This is a genomic window from Streptomyces sp. NPDC039736, from assembly GCF_055596485.1.
Genome location: NZ_JBVIUQ010000013.1, coordinates 64506 through 83261, shown reverse-complemented (window position 1 = coordinate 83261; position 18756 = coordinate 64506). Strand labels below are relative to the sequence as shown.

Annotated in this window: 19 protein-coding genes; 9 read left to right on the top strand and 10 right to left on the bottom strand. The window is 72.7% G+C overall.

The window, feature by feature from the left end:
- Nucleotides 1-11 precede the first annotated feature (11 nt).
- The 6 genes from ACZ56L_RS31395 to ACZ56L_RS31370 all read left to right on the top strand — a co-directional run bounded on the left by ACZ56L_RS31395 (nucleotide 12) and on the right by ACZ56L_RS31370 (nucleotide 5386).
- Nucleotides 12-314 carry an urease subunit gamma gene (locus tag ACZ56L_RS31395; RefSeq protein WP_189826297.1) on the top strand — a complete coding sequence of 101 codons (303 nt, stop codon included), beginning with the start codon at nucleotides 12-14 and terminating at the stop codon, nucleotides 312-314.
- Nucleotides 311-643: an urease subunit beta gene (locus ACZ56L_RS31390; RefSeq protein ID WP_345225339.1), complete on the top strand. Its 333-nt coding sequence runs from the start codon at nucleotides 311-313 to the stop codon at nucleotides 641-643. The genes ACZ56L_RS31395 and ACZ56L_RS31390 overlap by 4 nt, the downstream gene beginning before the upstream one ends.
- Entirely contained in the window at nucleotides 636-2399 is a 1764-nt protein-coding gene (locus tag ACZ56L_RS31385; protein ID WP_401763585.1) for an urease subunit alpha, read from the top strand. The genes ACZ56L_RS31390 and ACZ56L_RS31385 overlap by 8 nt, the downstream gene beginning before the upstream one ends.
- A gap of 791 nt (nucleotides 2400-3190) precedes the next feature.
- Nucleotides 3191-3886: an urease accessory protein UreF gene (locus ACZ56L_RS31380; RefSeq protein ID WP_471068037.1), complete on the top strand. Its 696-nt coding sequence runs from the start codon at nucleotides 3191-3193 to the stop codon at nucleotides 3884-3886.
- Nucleotides 3887-3917: 31 nt separating this feature from the next.
- Nucleotides 3918-4610, top strand: coding sequence for an urease accessory protein UreG (gene ureG, locus ACZ56L_RS31375; protein WP_468688932.1), 693 nt, complete (start codon nucleotides 3918-3920; stop codon nucleotides 4608-4610).
- Complete coding sequence (locus ACZ56L_RS31370) at nucleotides 4607-5386, top strand: urease accessory protein UreD (protein ID WP_471067889.1); 780 nt, start codon at nucleotides 4607-4609, stop codon at nucleotides 5384-5386. Before ureG ends, ACZ56L_RS31370 begins: the two co-directional genes overlap by 4 nt.
- On the opposite strand, the gene ACZ56L_RS31365 is transcribed toward ACZ56L_RS31370, so the two are convergent.
- On the bottom strand, nucleotides 5373-5645 hold the full coding sequence (locus ACZ56L_RS31365) for a DUF4190 domain-containing protein (RefSeq protein WP_471067886.1): 273 nt from the start codon (nucleotides 5643-5645) through the stop codon (nucleotides 5373-5375). The two genes, ACZ56L_RS31370 and ACZ56L_RS31365, sit on opposite strands and share 14 nt — an antisense overlap.
- Before the next feature lie 246 nt (nucleotides 5646-5891).
- Between ACZ56L_RS31365 and ACZ56L_RS31360 the strand changes: the two genes are divergently transcribed.
- Complete coding sequence (locus ACZ56L_RS31360; RefSeq protein ID WP_471067883.1) at nucleotides 5892-7499, top strand: alpha/beta hydrolase; 1608 nt, start codon at nucleotides 5892-5894, stop codon at nucleotides 7497-7499.
- Between the two features lie 137 nt (nucleotides 7500-7636).
- On the opposite strand, the gene ACZ56L_RS31355 is transcribed toward ACZ56L_RS31360, so the two are convergent.
- The 3 genes from ACZ56L_RS31355 to ACZ56L_RS31345 form a co-directional block, all read right to left on the bottom strand.
- Complete coding sequence (locus ACZ56L_RS31355) at nucleotides 7637-8347, bottom strand: lysophospholipid acyltransferase family protein (protein ID WP_345225354.1); 711 nt, start codon at nucleotides 8345-8347, stop codon at nucleotides 7637-7639.
- A 149-nt stretch (nucleotides 8348-8496) separates the two neighbouring features.
- Nucleotides 8497-10122, bottom strand: a complete 1626-nt coding sequence (locus ACZ56L_RS31350) for an amidohydrolase (protein WP_345225364.1) — start codon at nucleotides 10120-10122, stop codon at nucleotides 8497-8499.
- A gap of 275 nt (nucleotides 10123-10397) precedes the next feature.
- A complete protein-coding gene (locus ACZ56L_RS31345; protein WP_345225366.1) occupies nucleotides 10398-11042 on the bottom strand; it encodes a TetR/AcrR family transcriptional regulator in 645 nt (214 codons plus the stop codon).
- A gap of 67 nt (nucleotides 11043-11109) precedes the next feature.
- Here ACZ56L_RS31345 and ACZ56L_RS31340 point away from each other — a divergent pair, with 67 nt between their 5' ends.
- Nucleotides 11110-12558: a purine-cytosine permease family protein gene (locus tag ACZ56L_RS31340; RefSeq protein WP_401763622.1), complete on the top strand. Its 1449-nt coding sequence runs from the start codon at nucleotides 11110-11112 to the stop codon at nucleotides 12556-12558.
- A gap of 87 nt (nucleotides 12559-12645) precedes the next feature.
- On the opposite strand, the gene ACZ56L_RS31335 is transcribed toward ACZ56L_RS31340, so the two are convergent.
- Entirely contained in the window at nucleotides 12646-13644 is a 999-nt protein-coding gene (locus ACZ56L_RS31335; RefSeq protein WP_380837592.1) for a YdcF family protein, read from the bottom strand.
- Nucleotides 13645-13812: 168 nt separating this feature from the next.
- Between ACZ56L_RS31335 and ACZ56L_RS31330 the strand changes: the two genes are divergently transcribed.
- A complete protein-coding gene (locus ACZ56L_RS31330) occupies nucleotides 13813-14208 on the top strand; it encodes an SSI family serine proteinase inhibitor (RefSeq protein ID WP_401763628.1) in 396 nt (131 codons plus the stop codon).
- Nucleotides 14209-14235: 27 nt separating this feature from the next.
- On the opposite strand, the gene ACZ56L_RS31325 is transcribed toward ACZ56L_RS31330, so the two are convergent.
- The 5 genes from ACZ56L_RS31325 to ACZ56L_RS31305 form a co-directional block, all read right to left on the bottom strand.
- Nucleotides 14236-14397 carry a hypothetical protein gene (locus ACZ56L_RS31325; RefSeq protein WP_345225374.1) on the bottom strand — a complete coding sequence of 54 codons (162 nt, stop codon included), beginning with the start codon at nucleotides 14395-14397 and terminating at the stop codon, nucleotides 14236-14238.
- A gap of 87 nt (nucleotides 14398-14484) precedes the next feature.
- A complete protein-coding gene (locus ACZ56L_RS31320; RefSeq protein WP_345225377.1) occupies nucleotides 14485-15450 on the bottom strand; it encodes a cytochrome c oxidase assembly protein in 966 nt (321 codons plus the stop codon).
- A gap of 96 nt (nucleotides 15451-15546) precedes the next feature.
- Nucleotides 15547-16572 (bottom strand): 6-phosphofructokinase, encoded by a 1026-nt coding sequence (locus ACZ56L_RS31315; RefSeq protein WP_345225379.1) that lies wholly within the window; start codon nucleotides 16570-16572, stop codon nucleotides 15547-15549.
- A gap of 143 nt (nucleotides 16573-16715) precedes the next feature.
- Nucleotides 16716-17444: a type 1 glutamine amidotransferase gene (locus ACZ56L_RS31310; RefSeq protein ID WP_345225381.1), complete on the bottom strand. Its 729-nt coding sequence runs from the start codon at nucleotides 17442-17444 to the stop codon at nucleotides 16716-16718.
- A gap of 42 nt (nucleotides 17445-17486) precedes the next feature.
- Nucleotides 17487-18725: a MurT ligase domain-containing protein gene (locus ACZ56L_RS31305; protein WP_345225383.1), complete on the bottom strand. Its 1239-nt coding sequence runs from the start codon at nucleotides 18723-18725 to the stop codon at nucleotides 17487-17489.
- Between the last annotated feature and the right edge of the window lie 31 nt (nucleotides 18726-18756).

The following is an 18756-nucleotide window of genomic DNA, read 5'->3' as shown; positions in this document are numbered from 1 at the left end:
AGGTGGGAAGCGTGCAGCTGTCCCCGCACGAGCAGGAACGCCTGCTCATCCATGTGGCCGCCGACGTGGCCGAGAAGCGCAGGGCGCGCGGGGTGAAGCTCAACCACCCCGAGGCGGTCGCTCTCATCACCTCGCACATCCTCGAAGGCGCCCGCGACGGCCACACCGTCGCCCAGCTCATGTCCTCCGGGCGCAAGGTGCTGCACCGCGACGAAGTCATGGACGGCATCCCGGAGATGATCCACGACGTGCAGGTCGAGGCCACCTTCCCGGACGGCACCAAGCTCGTCACCGTGCACGAGCCGATCCAATGACCCCCTCGCCCCGGCCGGTCGTACCCGGCGAGATCCTGTACGGCGACGGGCCCGTCCTCTTCAACGAGGGCCGCCCCGTCACCCGCCTCACCGTCCTCAACGCGGCCGACCGGCCCGTGCAGGTCGGCTCCCACTACCACTTCGCCGAGGCCAACCCGGGCCTCGACTTCGACCGTGCCGCCGCCCGCGGACAGCGGCTGAACATCGCCGCCGGGACGGCCGTGCGCTTCGAGCCCGGCGTCCCCGTCGACGTGGAACTCGTACCCCTGGGCGGACGGCGGATCGTCGCCGGTCTGCGCGGGGAGATCGGCGGTGCCCTCGATGTCTGACCGTACGCCCCCGGGCTCGACCCACCCCGGGATCTCCCGGCCGGTCTACGCCGACCTGTTCGGCCCGACCACCGGCGACCGCATCCGGCTCGCCGACACCGACCTGCTGATCGAGATCGAGGAGGACCGCTCCGGCGGCCCCGGACGCGCGGGCGACGAGGCGGTGTTCGGCGGCGGCAAGGTCGTCCGCGAGTCGATGGGCCAGGCCCGCACCACCCGGGCCGAGGGCGCCCCGGACACCGTCGTCACCGGCGTCGTGATCCTCGACCACTGGGGCGTCGTCAAGGCCGACGTCGGCATCCGGGACGGCCGCATCACCGGCATCGGCAAGGCCGGAAACCCCGACACCATGGACGGCGTCCACCCCGACCTGGTCATCGGCCCCGAGACCGAGATCATCGCGGGCAACGGCCGCATCGTCACCGCGGGCGCCATCGACGCCCACGTCCACTTCATCTCCCCGACCGTCGTCGAGGCGGCCCTGTCCTCCGGCATCACCACCCTCGTCGGCGGCGGCACGGGCCCGGCCGAGGGCTCCAAGGCGACCACGGTCACCCCCGGCGGCTGGCACCTGGCCCGGATGTTCGCGGGGCTGGAGCACTGCCCGGTCAACATCGGCCTGCTCGGCAAGGGCAACACGATGTCCCGCGAGGCCATGCACGCCCAACTGCGGGGCGGCGCGCTCGGCTTCAAGATCCACGAGGACTGGGGCGCGACCCCCGCCGTGATCGACGCCTGCCTGTCCGTCTGCGACGAGACCGGCGCCCAGCTCGCCATCCACACCGACACCCTGAACGAGGCCGGATTCGTCGGCGACACCCTCGCCGCCATCGCGGGCCGCACCATCCACGCGTACCACACCGAGGGCGCCGGCGGCGGTCACGCGCCCGACATCATCACGGTGGTCTCCGAGCCGCACGTGCTGCCCAGCTCCACCAACCCCACCCGCCCGCACACCCTCAACACGCTCGACGAACACCTCGACATGCTGATGGTCTGCCACCACCTCAACCCGGCGGTCCCCGAGGACCTGGCCTTCGCCGAGTCCCGCATCCGCCCCTCCACCATCGCGGCGGAGGACATCCTGCACGACCTGGGCGCGATCTCGATCATCTCCTCGGACTCGCAGGCGATGGGCCGCGTCGGCGAGGTGATCCTGCGTACGTGGCAGACGGCGCACGTGATGAAGAAGCGCCGCGGCGCCCTTCCCGGCGACGGCCGCGCGGACAACCACCGGGCCCGCCGCTACGTCGCCAAGTACACCATCAACCCCGCCGTGGCCCAGGGCCTCGGCCACGAGATCGGCTCCGTCGAACCCGGCAAGCTCGCCGACCTCGTCCTGTGGGAACCGGCCTTCTTCGGCGTCAAGCCCCTCCTCGTCATCAAGGGCGGCCAGATCGCGTACGCGCAGATGGGCGACGCCAACGCCTCCATCCCCACCCCGCAGCCCGTCCTGCCGCGCCCGATGTACGGGGCGACCGGCGTGGCCCCCGCCGCGAACTCCTTCAACTTCGTCGCGGAAGCCGCCGTCGAGGACGGCATCGCCGAACGCCTCGGCGACCGCTACGGCATCCGCAAGACCTTCGCCCCGATCACCAGCACACGCGGGGTCACCAAGGCGGACATGCGGGAGAACGACGCGATGCCGAGGGTCGAGGTCGACGCGGACACCTTCACGGTGACCATCGACGGCGACCCCGTCGACCCGGCCCCGGCCGCCGAACTGCCCATGGCCCAGCGCTACTTCCTCTTCTGAGAGCCCGGACCATGGACTTCCAAGGCCCTGCCGCGCACACCGGACCGCCAGACGCACCGGCTGCGCCCTCACGGGCGCGGGGCGGCGCACCTGCCGCGCCCCCAGGGGGGCGTGGCGGTGCATCGCCACGGCCCGTCGCCCCCGATGCCTCCTGTGCCCCCGACACCTCCGTCCCCTCCGTCCCGTCCGTCGCTCCGGAAGCCTCCCGGGCGAGTGGTGGCACCCGTACGACCGTCACGCACAGGGCGCGCCGCCGCGAGGACGCGGGCCCGAGCCGTCCTGCCTCGGCTGCGGGCGTTCCGCCGGGGCGGTCCGCGCCGGCCGCCCCGGGCGGCGGCCCCGCGGTGACGGCGCCCGACGCCGCGTCCGCCGGACCGTCACCGGTACGCCCCGCAGGACGGCGTCCGCTGCCGGGCAGGCCCCCGTCGGGCCGCCCGGGAGCACGCCTCGCCCCGCTGGGGGAGCGGCTCGCGGCGGTCACCCGCCCGGCACCGGGCAGCCGACACGACGGACCGCCGCCCGCCGCGCGCCCCCCGGCCGCCGACATGCGTCCCGCCCCGGGAGACACCGCCCCGGTGCGTTCCGCCCCCGCCAGGCCGGCCCCTCCGCCGCCGTCGCCCGTCCCGGGCGGTGCCGACGGAGCTGAGCCGTCCTCCTCGGGCGGCAACGGCGATCCCGGCACCCCCGGCAGGGCGGACGCCGCGCCCGCCGCCCTCGCGCCCGCAGGGAGCACCCCCTCCCCGCCTGCGGAAGCCGACAGGGCCGACGGGATCGGTCGGCGGGCCGAGGCCGTGGCCCACGCGGGTGCGACGCCCGCCGGGACCACCTCGCGGGCCGCCCTGCTCGTCCTCGCCGACGGCCGGTTTCCGGCCGGGGGGCATGCGCACTCCGGGGGAGCCGAGGCCGCCGTCAAGGCCGGACGGATCACCGATCACCGCGATCTCGCCGCGTTCTGCCGGGGACGCCTGCACACCGCCGGGCTCACCGCCGCCGGACTCGCGGCGGGCGCGGCGGCCGGACTCGATCCGCTGGAACTGGACACGGCGGCCGACGCCCGCACCCCCTCGCCCGCCCTGCGCGCCACCGCCCGCAGGCTCGGGCGGCAGATGATGCGCGCCGCCCGCGCCACCTGGCCCTCCCCGGAGCTGGACGCGCTCGCCGCCGCCCGGCCGCGCGGGGCGCACCAGCCCGTCGTGCTCGGGCTCGCCGCCCGGGCCGCCGGGCTCGGGCCCGAGGACGCCGCGCACTGTGCCGTGTACGAGTGCGTCAGCGGGCCCGCGACCGCGGCCGTCCGGCTGCTGAGCCTCGACCCGTTCCAGGCCACCGGCGTCCTCGCCCGCCTCGCCCCCGAGATGGACGAAGTCGCCCAACGCGCGGCCGAAGCCGCCCGCCGGGGCGTCGACGCCCTGCCCGCCGCCTCCGCCCCGCTGCTCGACATCACGGCGGAGGCCCACGCCGCCTGGCCCGTACGCCTCTTCGCCTCCTAGACCCACCCCCGCAAGCCAAGGAGCCCGCACCATGCACCTCGACCACGGCCCCCACGCCACCGCCGTCAGCGCCGACGCCCACCGCCCCGACGGCACCCGCCGCGCCCTGCGCATCGGGCTCGGCGGCCCGGTCGGTTCCGGCAAGACCGCCACCGTCGCCGCGCTCTGCCGCGAACTGCGCGACACCCTCTCCCTCGCGGTCGTGACCAACGACATCTACACCCGCGAGGACGCCGAATTCCTGCTCCGCCAGGCCGTGCTGCCGCCCGAGCGCATCCAGGCCGTCGAGACCGGCGCCTGCCCGCACACCGCCATCCGCGACGACATCTCCGCGAACCTGGAAGCGGTGGAGGACCTGGAGGAGGCGGTCGGTCCGCTCGACCTGATCCTGGTCGAGTCCGGCGGCGACAACCTCACCGCCACCTTCTCCAAGGGACTCGTCGACGCCCAGATCTTCGTCATCGACGTGGCGGGCGGCGACGACATCCCGCGCAAGGGCGGTCCCGGCGTCACCACCGCCGACCTCCTCGTCATCAACAAGACCGACCTCGCCCCGCACGTCGGCTCCGACCTGGCGCGGATGGCCCGCGACGCCAAGGAGCAGCGCGGCGAACTCCCCGTCGCCTTCACGTCGTTGACCACCGGCGAGCAGGTCAAGCCGATCGCCGACTGGGTGCGCGCGCAGCTCGCCGCCTGGACCGCGCCCGCCGTGCCCGCCGCGTGAGTCTCACCGCCACCGCCCGCGTCGTCGCCGCCCCGGGCGGCAGGCTCCCCGTCCTGGTGGGCGAAGGACCGCTCGCCCTGCGGCGTACGCGATCGGCGGACGGCCCCGACCGCAGCCGGGTCACCGTCGTCGGCGCGATGAGCGCACCCCTCGGCGGCGACCGGCTCGCCGTCGAGGTGGAGGTCCTGGAGGGGGCGGCGCTCACGGTGGACGCGGCGGCGGCCACCGTCGCGCTGCCGGGCCGGCTCGCCCGACGCGCGCACTACGACGTGCGCCTGACGGTGGGTCAGGACGCCGAGCTGCACTGGCTTCCCGAGCAGCTCATCTCCGCCCGGGGCAGCGACCTGCGCATGACCACCACCGTCGACCTCGCCCCCTCCGCCCGCCTCGTGCTGCGCGAGGAACAGGTCCTGGGCCGCCACGGCGAGGAGACCGGCACCCTCTTCACCCGCCTCACCGTGCGCCGCGCCGGACGCCCGCTCCTCGACCAGGAACTGGCGTACGGTCCGGGCGCGCCCGGCGGCTGGGACGGCGGCGCGGTGCTGGGCGGCCATCGCGCGACCGGTCAGCTCCTCGTCGTGCAGGAAGGGGCGGCACACAGCGAACCGCGGCCCCGCCTGCTCGGCGAGACCGCGGTTCTGACCCCGTTGGGGGGTGGGGCGGTACTGGTGACGGCGGTGGCCCCTGATGCCAGGGCGCTGCGGATCGTCCTCGACGAAGCGTTGAGCGGCCTCGCGGACGACGTGTCGGCGGGGTGCCGCGTCACCCGCCGATGAAGAAGCTGAACCCGCCGCTGATCAGCAGGATGATGCCGAACACGGTGTCCACGATGCCCAGGACGAGGGCGGCGACGGCCAGCCCCTTGCCGCCCTTGCTCGCCTGCCGCAGGGCCAGCGCGCCGAGCAGGATGGCCACCGGGCCGAAGACGATGGCCAGGAGGATCAGTCCGATGATGCCGCTGGCGAGTCCGCCGATGGCCAGCCAGTTGGTCTCCGTGCGGGTGTGCCCATGCGTGCCGCTCATGCCGGTAGCCATCTGAACTACCTTGTCGCGAAGGTGTGTTGAGGACATCCACTTGTCCCGCCCTGACAGGTTCATGCATGGACCCACACAAAGGATCTTGTGCGGAGATTCCGCCGGTACCGCTGAGCGGACCCCGCGCACCGGCTATTGGTTCGGTAAAGAAACACCCGTACGGTCTGGTCCCGGTGTCCCTGCAACCGCAAGGATGCCGCCGGGGCCCGGTTCAGGGCTCCCGCAACTCTGAGGGGGAGGTCCCACGTGCGACGCACCGCCGTGCTCGGCTCTGCCGGCACCCTGCTCGCGGGCACACTCATAGCCGGAGCGGTGGCCGCACCGGCCGCCACCGCCGACGCCGTACAGCAGAACAAGGGCTCCAGCAGCCTCCAGGACCGGGGAGGCGCCGAGGCGTACGGCGTGAAGGTCGCCGCCGACCGGGCCGCCCGCGCGGGCGTCGACTGGGCGGACTGCCCGGCCGACTGGGGCCTGGCCAAGCCCATCCAGTGCGGCTGGGTCACCGTCCCGCTGGACTACCGCAAGCCCCACGGCAAGCAGATCAAGCTGGCCGTCGACCGCGTCGGCAACACCGGCACCCGGCAGGAGCGCCAGGGCTCGCTCATCTACAACCCCGGCGGCCCCGGCGGCTCGGGAATGCGCTTCCCGGCCCGCGTCACCGGCAAGAACGCCATCTGGGCGGGCGCGGCCAAGGCGTACGACTTCGTGGGCTTCGACCCGCGCGGCGTCGGCCACTCCACTCCGATCTCCTGCGTCGACCCGCAGGAGTACGTCAAGGCGCCCAAGGCCGACCCGGTGCCCGACAGCGAGGCCGACAAGCGCGCCCAGCGCAAGCTGGCCGCCGAGTACGCGGACGGCTGCGCCGAGAAGAGCGGCTGGATGCTGCCGCACATGACCACCCCGAACACCGCCCGCGACCTGGACGTCATCCGGGCCGCGCTCGGCGACAAGAAGCTCAACTTCGTGGGCGTCTCCTACGGCACCTACCTGGGCGCGGTCTACGGCACGCTCTTCCCGTCGCACGTGCGCCGCATGGTCGTCGACAGCGTCGTCGACCCCTCGCGCGACAACATCTGGTACCAGGCCAACCTCAACCAGGACATCGCCTTCCAGACGCGCTGGAACGACTGGCAGGACTGGGTCGCCAAGAACGACGCGGTCTTCCACCTGGGCACCACCCGGGGACAGGTCGAGGCCCAGTGGCAAAAGCTGCGCGCGGACGCCAAGAAGAAGCCGCTCGGCGGGGTCGTCGGACCGGCCGAGCTGATCGGCTTCTTCCAGAGCGCCCCGTACTACGACTCCTCGTGGGTGCCGGTCGCCAAGGCGCTCAGCGCGTACGCGGCGGGCGACCCTAAGCCGGTCGTCGAGGCGGCCTCGCCCGACCTGACCGACATCCGGGGCAACATCGCCAGCGAGAACGGCAACGCGGTCTACACGGCCGTGGAGTGCGCCGACGCCAAGTGGCCCACCAACTGGCAGAAGTGGGACCGGGACAACTCCCGGCTGCACGAGAAGTACCCGTTCCTGACCTGGTCCAACGCCTGGATGAACCTGCCGTGCGCCACCTGGTCCACCAAGCAGAACACCCCGGTGGAGGTCAGGACCGGGCGCGGACTGCCGCCGGTCCTGATCGTGCAGGCCACGCGGGACGCCGCCACCCCGTTCAAGGGCGCCGTCGAGCTGCACAAGCGCTTCAAGGGCTCCAGCCTTCTCATCGAGAAGGACGCCGGATCGCACGGCGTGACCAACCTGGTCAACCCGTGCATCAACCCGCGCGTCGAGGGCTACCTCCTCACCGGCAAGGCCGGCCCGAAGGAGTCGACGTGCGCCCCGCACGCGACCCCCAAGCCGTAACGGCCCGTCAGCGACACTGATCCGACGGCCCGTTACGCACAGCGGGGCGGCCGGTGCTCTCCCACCGGCCGCCCCTGCGCTGTGCCGCGCGACCCGCGACCCGCGACCCGCGTCCCGCGCTTCACGACCCGCGCGCCTCAACGCCGGATCCGGGGGAACTTCCTTCCCTGTTCCGCCTGTTCGGCCTTCACGTCGGCGGCGTAGCGGTCCACGTACTCCTGTCCGGACAGTGCCAGGACGGCGTACATGATCTCGTCGGTGACGGCCCGCAGAGCGGTCTTCTCGTCCTCCATCCCGGCGTACCGGGAGAAGTCCAGCGGCTCCCCGAACTTGATGGTCACCCGCTTCACCTTGGGGATCTTCCGCCCGGGCGGCTGGATCTCGAAGGTCCCCACCATCGCGCACGGCACCACGGGCACGCCCGCCCGGATCGCCATCACCGCGACCCCCACCTTGCCCTTGTAGAGCCGCCCGTCGTGCGAGCGCGTCCCCTCGGGATAGATCCCCAGCAGCTCGCCCTTGGAGAGCACCCCGAGCCCCTCCCGCACGGCCGCTTTACCGGCCTCCTTGCCCGACCGGTCCACCGGGATCTGCCCCGCGCTGCGGAAGAACGCCGCCGTCAGCCGCCCCTTCAGGCCGGGCCCGGTGAAGTACTCGGCCTTGGCGAGGAAGGTGATCCGCCGCTTGAGCACGGCGGGCATCAGGAAGTGGTCGGAGAACGACAGGTGATTTCCCGCGACGATCGCCGCCCCGCTCTCGGGAACGTGCTCCAGCCCTTCGATCCGCGGCCGGAAGAGAATCCTCAACAGCGGTCCGAGAACGACATATTTGAGCACGTAATAGAACACCCGGTGGCTCCCTACGGTGACGGACTGCCTTGTGGGCTGTCTTCCTGCTGGTCAGGGCTATTTTCGGGGGCGCTCAGTGTATGTCCGGGTAGCGCGTCCCGAAACCGTTCGCGGTCACGCGGGTTCCCGGGGGAGGGCCGGGCGGCGTCTCACAGTTCCGCGGCGCGGTGTGTCGGGGCGCCGTCCACCACCGTCAGCAGCACCGGCACGTCGGCCAGTTCCGTCGCCGGGACCGTCAGCGGGTCGGCGGCCAGGACCGTCAGGTCGGCGCGGTGGCCGACGGCGAGCCGGCCCGCCGCGTCCTCCTCACCGGCCGCGTACGCCGCGTTGACGGTCATTCCGCGCAGCGCCTCCAGGGCGGTGAGCGCCTGCTCCGGGCCGTGCGGGGCCTGGGTGAGGTCACGGGACGGGCGGCGGTGGACCGCGCCCGCCATGACGCCCAGCGGCGGGAAGGGGGCGATGGGCCAGTCGGAGCCGAGGGCCACCACCGCGCCCGAGTCGTGCAGGTCGCGGCAGCGCCAGGCGTGCGAGGCACGCGGCTCGCCCAGGCGGCGGGACCAGTTGTCGGTGTGGTCGGCGCGGGTGAAGTCGCAGCAGTGGGTGGGCTGCATGGAGGCCACCACGCCCAGTTCGGCGAAGCGGCGCAGCGTGTCGTCCGGGACGGTCTCGATGTGCTCCACCCGGTGCCGCGGCCCGGGCCCGAACTCGGCCTGCGCCTTCTCGACGGCGTCCAGCACGTGACGTACGGCGGCGTCACCGATGGCGTGGGTGGCGGTGGGGACGCCCGCCCGGTGCAGGGTGGCCACGATGCGGGTGTACTCCTCGGGGTCCGGCCAGAAGGCGTGCCGGGACTCGCCGTGGCAGTCCGGCTGCTCCAGCCAGGCGGTGCCGTTGTCGATGGTCCCGTCCATGAAGATCTTGACCCCGGCGACCTCCCACAGCCGGCCGCCCGTGCCCTGCTGCTCGATCAGGGCGCGCACTCCGTCGGCGTCGGTGCCGGGCTGGCACCAGGGGGCGATCCGCAGCCGCAGCGGCAGCTCTCCCGCCTCGGCCAGCTCCGCGACGAGTTCGAGGCTGTCGCCGTTGGCGTCCATGGCGTGACCGCCGGTGAGCCCGGCGGCGGCCATGGCGCGCAGGGCCGCCGCGAGCCGGTCGCGCCGCTCCTCGCGGGTGGGCTGCGGGGCGACGCGCTCGACGAGTTCGCAGGCGGCGTCCTCCAGGAGCAGGCCGGTGGGCCGGCCGTCGGCGTCGCACACCACGTCGGCGGTGGCCTGGTCGAAGGTACGGGGCCCGTCCACCCCGGCGAGTTCCAGCGCGCGGCGGCTGGCCAGCGCGGAGTGCGCGTCGAAGAGCAGCAGGAACGCGGGGACGTCGCCCAGCACCTGGTCGAACGGGGCCGTGTCGACGGGGAGTTCGCCGAAGACGTTCGGGTCGAGCCCCCAGGCGTGCAGCCACGCCCCGGGCGCCAGGTCGCGTACCGCGCGGGCGAGGGCCTGCCGGGTCTGCTCCAGGTCGGTGCAGCCGGACAGGTCGAGGCCGCTGGTGAGTTCGGAGCCGTGGACCGGGTGGATGTGGCCGTCGACCAGACCGGGGGTGACGACCGCGCCCTTCAGGTCGATCACCGTGGTCGTGCCGTCCGCCAGCGCGCGGATCTCCCGGTCGTCGCCGAGAGCGGTGATGCGCCCGTCCGCCGCGGCGAGCGCGGTGTGCGGCAGGAAGCCGCCCGTCGCCGGGTCGAGCAGACGGGCCGAGAGGAGGATCAGGGTGGTGCGCACGAGGGCTCCTTGGGAGGCGGGCGGTTCGAAGGGGGGTGAGGTGTTCGAGGTGGCGTCCGTCGCCGGAAGCCACCGGCGGAACGGAGCCGGCGGGGCCCCGAGGTCCGGGTCCGCTTGCGGGCGGGCGGGCCGGGTGCCGTCAACTCCGTTCGAGTCCGGGGTTGCTTGCGGGCGGGCCGGGTGCCGTCAGTTCGTTCAAGTCACGGTTGTCTGCGGGCGGGCCGGGCACCGTCGGTCCGTTTGCGTCCGGGGGACGCTCGCGGGCGGGGGCGCCGTCAGTCCGTGACCTCCACGGCCGACAGCGCGCCGACGGGCAGGCCCAGCACCCGCTCCGCGGTGGTCAGCGGCAGGCGTTTGATCTCCGGCGGGTCCTCGGCCGGGGAGATGCCGTTGACGAGCATGCCGAGGCCGTCGAGGACGACCATGATCTGGATCGCGGACACCAGAGGGTCCTCCGTGCGGAACTCGCCGATGGCCACCCCGTCGCGGATCAGCGCCACCAGCCGGTCGCGCCAGGCGTTCTCCTGCTCGGCGACCCGCTCGCGCAGCGCCGGCCGGTAGCGGCTGAGGTGACGGGCGTTCAGCCAGAGCCGGCTGACGTCGTCGTACGCCTCCCCGGCGGCCCGCCGGAGGAAGCGCGCCAGGTGCTCCGTCGGGGTCGCGCCCGCCCGGCCGGCGGGCAGCAGCTCTTCGATTTCCGCGTCGGCCGCGCTGCCGTACGCCTCCGCCACCAGATCCTCCACCGCGGGGAAGTAATGGCTGATCAGGCCCGGTCGCACGGACAGCTCGTCGGCGATCCGCCGCAGCGTGATCCGCTCCAGTCCCTCGGCCAGTGCGACGACAGAGGCCGCCGCAACGATTTCCGCACGTCGGGAGGCCGGAGATTTGCGGATTCGCTTGTTCTGAATGCTTGACGGCATGGAATCGATGCTATTGAGTGTGCGACCAACAAGCAAGCAGGGGTGAACAGCACACTGGAGGGGCCCCATGGCGTCCACGATTCCCGAACCGAAGTCAGACGCCCACGCGAAGGGCGCGGAGCCCCGGCCACCCTCCGAACGCGCGGTCCGCGTCGAAGCCCACGGCATCGACCACATCGCGGACGGCGAACGCCACGGCCACCCCCGGCGGCTCTTCTCCGTCTGGGCGGCCGCCAACGTCTCCTACCTGAACCTGGTGACCGGCGGCGCCCTGATCCTCATGGGCCTCTCCCTCGGGCAGGCCCTCGCCGTGATCGTGGCGGGCAACCTGCTCTGGCTGCTCACCGGACTGCTCGCGACATCCGGTCCCGCGGCGGGCACGCCGAGCGAAGTCATCACCCGCGCCATCTACGGAGTCCTCGGCAACCGCGTGAACAACGCGATCGTCGGCTGGCTGATCTCCGTCTGCTACTTCGCCATCAACCTGGCCGCCGCCGCCTCGGCCGCCTTCGCCCTGGTCGAGATGGCCGGCGTCACCGCCAACACCTTCGTCAAGGTCGTCGTGGTGATCGTCATCGCGGCGCTCACGCTGACCATCGGCGTCTACGGCCACGCCATGATCATGAAGCTGTACCTGCCGATCACGCTCGCCCTGGCCGCCGTCTTCGCCGTCGTCGCCGTCGCCGTGTTCCAGCACACCGACTACGCCTACACACCGGCCGAACCCCTCTCCGGGGCCGCGCTGTGGGCCGTCCTGATCGGCGGCTTCACCCTCATCGGGTCCGGCCCGCTCTCCTACACCACCAGCGCCGACTTCTCCCGCTACCTGCCCCGCACCACCTCCCCCCGGGCCGTCGTCGGCTGGACCGCGCTCGGCGGCTTCCTGCCCGGAGCGGCCGTCGGCTGCCTCGGCGCGCTCGCCGCGACCACCGTCGACATGGCGGACCCGCAGGCGGGCCTGCGGCAGATCCTGCCCGGCTGGTTCGGCCCGGTCCTGCTGCTCGCCCTGGTCCTGGGCACCATCGCCATCAACGCCCTGACCTCGTACAGCGCGGGCCTCGCCCTGCAGGCCGTCGGCATCCGCATCCGCCGCTCCCGCAGCGTGGTCGTGGACGGCCTGGCGGCGGTGGCCCTGACGCTGTACGGGCTGCTCACCGCGGGTTTCCTGGACACCGTCAACCACATGCTGGAACTCACCGTCGTCATCGTCGGCCCCGCGATGGCCGTGTACGCCACGGACATCGTGCTGCGCCGCAACCGCTACGACGGCCGCGCCCTGCTGGACGAGTCACCCGGCGGTCCCTACTGGTTCACCGGCGGCTTCAACCCGGCCGGCACGGTGGCCCTCGCCGCCGGCGTCGTCGTGGCGGCCCTCTGCGTCAACAACCTCTACACCGGCCCGATCGCCCGCGCCCTGGGCGGCATCGACCTCGCCCTGCCCGCGGGCCTGGTCGTCTCCGCGCTGCTGTACGCGGTCCTGGCCCGCGACCTCAGGTCACAGGCGCCCGCCTCCTGACGCCGCGCCCGGCCCCGCCGCCCGCCCCGGTGCGGGCGGCGTCGCGGCCCGCACCCGGTGACGGCCCGGCCGGTCACACCAGTCCGGTCACACCAGTCCGGTCAGCGCGCCCGTGAACGCCAGCAGCGCGCACATCCCGAAGTTGATCACCTTGTGCTGCATGAAGACCGCCGCGAACTCCCGGATGATCGCGCTCGGCCAGAAGTACCGGGCCGTCCGCGAACCCACGACCTGTCCGTTGATGCCGGTCTTGCGGGCCATCAGGGCGGCGCGGAAGGCGTGGTAATTGTTCGTGACGACCACGCACCGGTAGCCCGGGTCCACGTCCCGCATCAGGGCGCCGCTGAAGGCGAGGTTCTCCTCGGTGGTCCGCGACTGCGTCTCCTGGATGATCCGGTCTCCCGGCACGCCCGCCGCGATCAGGTACTCGGCCATCGCCTGCCCCTCCGGCCGGTCCTCGTCCGGACCCTGCCCGCCCGAGGTCACCAGCATCGGGCTGCCCCCGGCGGCGAGCTGGGACTCGTACACCTTCAGGCCCTTGTCGAGGCGGCCCGCGAGCAGCGGCGGCACCTGGTTGCGGATCAGCCCGGCGCCCAGCACCACCACGAAGTCGATGCGGCCGCGCGGCTTGAACCAGCCGTACAGCAGTGCGTACAGCAGGAAACAGGTGAAGAGGAAGGACACGTAACCGACCACCAGCACCGCGACCACCGTCACCGTGCTGAGCGCCCGCGAACCCGTCGCGAGCGAGGCGACCAGCATCGCACCGAGGCCGATCATGCCCAGGCCCGCCAGCAGCGAGAGCAGATTGCCCAGGCTGCGCCCCTCCTTGCGGAGCATCGTCAGTCCGTTGCGCACCAGGAACCACGCCAGCACCAGCGCGGAGAGCAATGCCAGCACCAGGAGCACCCCGGCGAAGGCCACCGCGAGACGCGGATGCGTCTGCCCGGTCTTCAGCATCACCCCCACCAGCGTGAAGAACAGGGCGAAGACCAGATAGAAACCGTTGCGCAGCCGGCGTCGGTCGCGCAGCATGCCGACCACCAGCGCCAGGAGGAAGATCCCGGCCGGAACAAAGACGATCATGGGATTACGGTACGTCACCGCCGGACGTCCCGGACCCGAATCCGTGCGGCCGGACGGCCCAAGGACATCCTCCGGGCGGGCGACCCGCACGGCGTGGCCCGTTGCGGCCGGGGCGGTACGGCGGGTGCGCTCGTGCGGACACCCCGCCCCCGTCCTCCGGAGAGACACATGCACCCCCTCCGCACCACCGCGCTCGCGGCAGCCGCCCTGCTCGCCCTGGCCCCCGCGGCCACCGCCGTCGCCGAAGCCCACCCGGCCCCCCGGCACGGCCTGCTGCTCACCGTCAGCGGCGCCGGGAACACCTGGATCAGGGGCGTCGGCCTGCACTGCTCGTCCCCGGTCGGCGGCGGTCACCCGGCCGCCCGGGCGGCCTGCGACGACCTCACCTGGGCGCGCGGCGACTTCGACGCGCTGCCCGGCGACCCGCACCCGTGCTCCAAGCAGTACGACCCGGTGACCGCCACGGCGGACGGCACCTGGCGCGGACGCACCGCGCACTGGAAGAAGACCTTCCCCAACGCGTGCGAACTCGACGCGGCGACGGGGCCGGTCTTCCGCTTCTGAGTCCGTCACCGGGCGGGGCCGCCGGGATCAGCGGCCCCGCCCGGTCGCGATCGTCCCCACGGTGGCCAGCAGCAGCACCACCCAGCCGAACCACAGCCAGCCGTTGCTGCCCAGCGCCGCCGTGTACGCGGTCACCACGACCAGCATCCCGACGGTCAGCGCCCCCATCGACTTCGGCGAATTGTTCACGCACGCCCCCTCACCTCGGAGTGGAGGGTCATCGTCGCCCGCCGGGGCGCGCCGCCGCTACAGCCGTGCGGTCACCGGTGTGTCGCGCTAGGACTGGCTGCCGCGCGCCCGGAGCGAGGCCAGGTACGCGTTGTACTCCGCCAGCTCCTTGTCGCCGTCCCGGTCCGCCGCCCGGTCCGAGCGCCGCGCCACGCGCTGCTCGGAGCGGTACCACTGGAAGACCAGCGCGATCAGCACCAGCACGGACGGGATCTCGCTGAACGCCCAGGCGATGCCGCCCGCCGCGTTCTGGTCGGCGAGCGCGTCGATGCCCAGCGAGGCGGGCGGATTCTTGTACGCCTCCACCATCGGCTGCGAGGCCATCATCAGCGCGATGCCGAAGAACGCGTGGAAGGGCATCCCCGCGAACAGCTCCAGCATCCGCATTACGTAACCGGGCCGGTGCGGCCCCGGGTCGACGCCCATGATCGGCCAGAAGAAGACCAGACCCACGGCCAGGAAGTGCACCATCATCACCACGTGCCCGACCGGGTTGCCCATGAGCATGTCGAACAGCGGGGTGAAGTAGAAGCCGTACAGGCTCGCGATGAACAGCGGGATGGTGAAGGCCGGGTGCGTGATGATCTTCATGTAGCGGCTGTGCAGGAGCGCGAGCAGCAGCTCGCGCGGCCCCTTGCGCCCCTTGCGGCCGCGCCCCGACACCGGCAGCGCGCGCAGCGCGAGTGTGACCGGCGCGCCGAGCAGCAGCAGGATCGGCGAGAGCATGCTGACGATCATGTGCTGCACCATGTGCACGCTGAACATGACCATGCCGTAGTCGTTGAGCTTGGTGCACATCACCAGGAGCACGGTGAGCACGCCGGTCACGAAGAAGACGGTGCGGCCGGCCGGCCAGTCGTCGCCGCGCCCGCGCAGCCGCGCCACGCCCCACCCGTACAGGGCGAGCGCCGCGAGGCAGCCGACCAGGAAGAAGGGATCGGGGGAGAGCTCCAGGCCCCGTCCCAGCGTGAACGGCGGCAGGTCCATGTTCATGCCGTGCCCGCTGTGGTCCATCCGCTGACTCCTGATTCGTGCCGGTTGTCCGGTCCAGAGTAGAGCCGCCCCCGGCCGCGACCGCGACCGGGGGCGGCTCTCAGGAGCGCAGCGTCGTCACAGCACGCACTCGGCTTCCCCGTAGCGCGCCGCCGGCACGGTCTTGAGCTCCTCGACGGCGCCGGCCAGCGGCACCATCTGGATCTCCGTGCCGCGCAGCGCCGTCATCATGCCGAACTCGCCGCGGTGCGCCGCCTCCACCGCGTGCCAGCCGAAGCGGGTGGCGAGCACGCGGTCGTACGCGGTCGGGGTGCCGCCGCGCTGGACGTGGCCGAGGATCACCGGGCGGGCCTCCTTGCCCAGGCGCTCCTCCAGCTCGATGGCGAGCTGGTTGGCGACCCCGGCGAAGCGCTCGTGCCCGTACTGGTCCTTCTTGCCGACGTTGAACTCCATCGACCCCTCGCGCGGCTTCGCGCCCTCCGCGACGACCACGATCGCGAACTTCTTGCCCGCCGAGAACCGCTTGCCGACCAGCTCCGTCAGCTCGCCGATGTCGAAGGGCCGCTCGGGCACGACGATGGCGTGCGCGCCGGCCGCCATGCCCGAGTGCAGGGCGATCCAGCCGGTGTGCCGGCCCATGACCTCGACGATCAGCACGCGCTGGTGGGACTCGGCGGTGGTCTTGAGCCGGTCCAGGGCCTCGGTGGCGACGCCGACGGCGGTGTCGAAGCCGAAGGTGACGTCGGTGGAGGCGATGTCGTTGTCGATCGTCTTCGGCACGCCGACGATGGGCAGGCCCGCCTCGGAGAGCAGGTGGGCGGCCTTGAGGGTGCCTTCGCCGCCGATCGGGATGATCGCGTCGAGGCCGAGGTCGGCGACGTGGCCGCGGGCCTGCTCGATGCCGCCGCGCAGGTGCGCGGGCTGGACGCGGGAGGAGCCGAGGATGGTGCCGCCGCGGGCCAGGATGCCGTTCACGGCTTCGAGGTCCAGGGTGCGGTAGTCGCAGTCGAGCAGGCCCCGCCAGCCGTCGTGGAAACCGATGACCTCGTCGCCGTGGTCGACGACGGCACGGTGGACGACGGAGCGGATGACGGCGTTCAGGCCGGGGCAGTCGCCGCCGGAGGTGAGGACACCAATGCGCATGGCGCGAAAACCTTTGCAACGTGGGCCGAATGACCGGACCACGTCGTCCGGGCGGGGTCCCGTCACCCTACAAGCGTTGGGTGACGGGACCGAACCGGACGTCCGACAGTTGGACGTTCGTACCGTTGCCCGCTGAGCCCGTGTCAGGCGGGCTGCGTGGCGCTGGCGATGCGCTCGGCGCGCAGCGCCTCGTACCAGCGGTCGTCGGTGGGCGGCAGCGCGTTCACGTCCAGGGCCAGCTTCAGCAGCAGGTCCGCGATCTGCGGATTGCGGGCGAGCACCGGGCCGTGCATGTACGTGCCGAACACCGTGTCGTTGTACGCGCCCTCGGTGCCGTCGCCGGTGCCGTTGCCCTTGCCGAGGCGGGTGCGGGCGAAGGGGCGGGCGGTGGGGCCGAGGTGGGTGATGCCCTGGTGGTTCTCGAAGCCGGTGAGCTGCGGGAGGTTCAGCGGGGCGTCGATGTCCGCGAGCACGTCGCCGACGCACCGCTCGCCCTCGCCGCGGGTGGAGATGACGTCGAGCAGGCCGAGGCCCTGCTCGCGCTGGCCGAGGTCGTTGATGAACTCGTGGCCCAGGATCTGGTACCCGGCGCACACCGAGAAGACGATCGCGCCGTTGGACACGGCGCGGCTGAGCCCGCCGTCCTTGCGCAGCCGTTCGGCCGCCAGGCGCTGCGGACGGTCCTCACCGCCGCCGATCAGGTAGATGTCGCCCGAGGTGGGCACCGGCTGGTCGCTGCGTACGTCGACCCGCTGCACGTCGAGGCCGCGCTGGCGGGCCCGGCGCTCGACGACGAGGGCGTTGCCCTGGTCGCCGTACGTGCTGAGGAGGTCCGGGTAGATCCAGACCAGCCGCAGACTGCTGTCGTTCATTCGAGTCATGGTCCCTGCGGTTTCTGTCAGTTGCGGCGCGGGTCAGTTGCCGACGCGGCGGCGGAGGTCCTGGAACGCGGTGTAGTTGGCGATCGTCTCGATCAGCCCGGGCGGCGCCGACTGCACGGCCTCGTCCAGCGTCTCGCAGACCCGGAACTGGAGGTTCGCCACTTCCAGGCGCACCGCGAGGTCCAGCTTGCGGTCGCCGAGCACGAAGATCGGGTGACCGGCGAGCCGGGTGTAGTCGACGTCCCACAGCCAGGAGGTGTCGGTGCCGTCCGCGCCGCGGGCGTTGACGGACAGGATCACCGGCGTCGGCGGCTGGTTGATCAGCGAGAACGTCTCCAGCCAGCCGGCCGGGTTCTTCGCCAGCAGCAGCCGCAGCTCACGGCCCTGGAACTGGACCACGTCGTAGCGTCCGGCCACCGCCTGCACCTGGTACATGCGCTCCAGCGCCACCTGCGGCGGCACCCCGAAGGTCGCCGCGACGGCGGCCGAGGTGGCCGCGTTCGCCTTGTTGGCGCGGCCCGGCAACTGGAGGTGGATCGGCCAGGCGGAGCCGTGCGGGTCCAGGACGTGGTCGCCGGAGAGCACCCAGCTCGGCGTCGGGCGGCGGAAGCCGCACTCGCCGCAGAACCAGTCGTCGCCCGGACGCTGCATCACACCGCCGCAGGAGGGGCACGACCAGGCGTCGTCCTTCCACTCCTGGCCGGCCGCCACCCACACCACGTTCGGCGACGAGGACGCCGCCCACACGATCAGCGGGTCGTCGGCGTTGGCGATGACGACGGCCTTGGAACCGGCCAGGCCCTCGCGCCACTTCTCGGCGAGCATGCGGGTCTCGGCGGCGCGGTCGAGCTGGTCGCGCGAGAGGTTCAGCAGCGCGATCACCTTGGGCGTCACGTCACGGGCCACCCCGGCGAGGTACTTCTCGTCGACCTCGATGACGCCGTACTTGGCGTCCGAGCCGCCGGCGAGGGCGGAGGTGATGCCCGCGGGCATGTTCGCGCCGAGCGCGTTGGACACGACCGGACCGCTGGCCCGCAGGGCCTCCGCGATCAGGCGGGTCGTCGTCGTCTTGCCGTTGGTCGCCGAGACCAGCACCACGTCCAGGTGGTTCGCCAGTCGTCCCAGCAGGTCCGGGTCGAGCCTGAGCGCGACCTTTCCGCCGATCACCGAACCGCTGCCGCGTCCCGCGGCGCGGGACACCGCCGCCGCGGCCTTGCCTGCCGTCACGGCCAGCTTGGCCCGCGGCGACAACGGCTCCGTGTTGCCTGCCATCGTCACTGATCCTCCTTGCATCCGGCGCCGC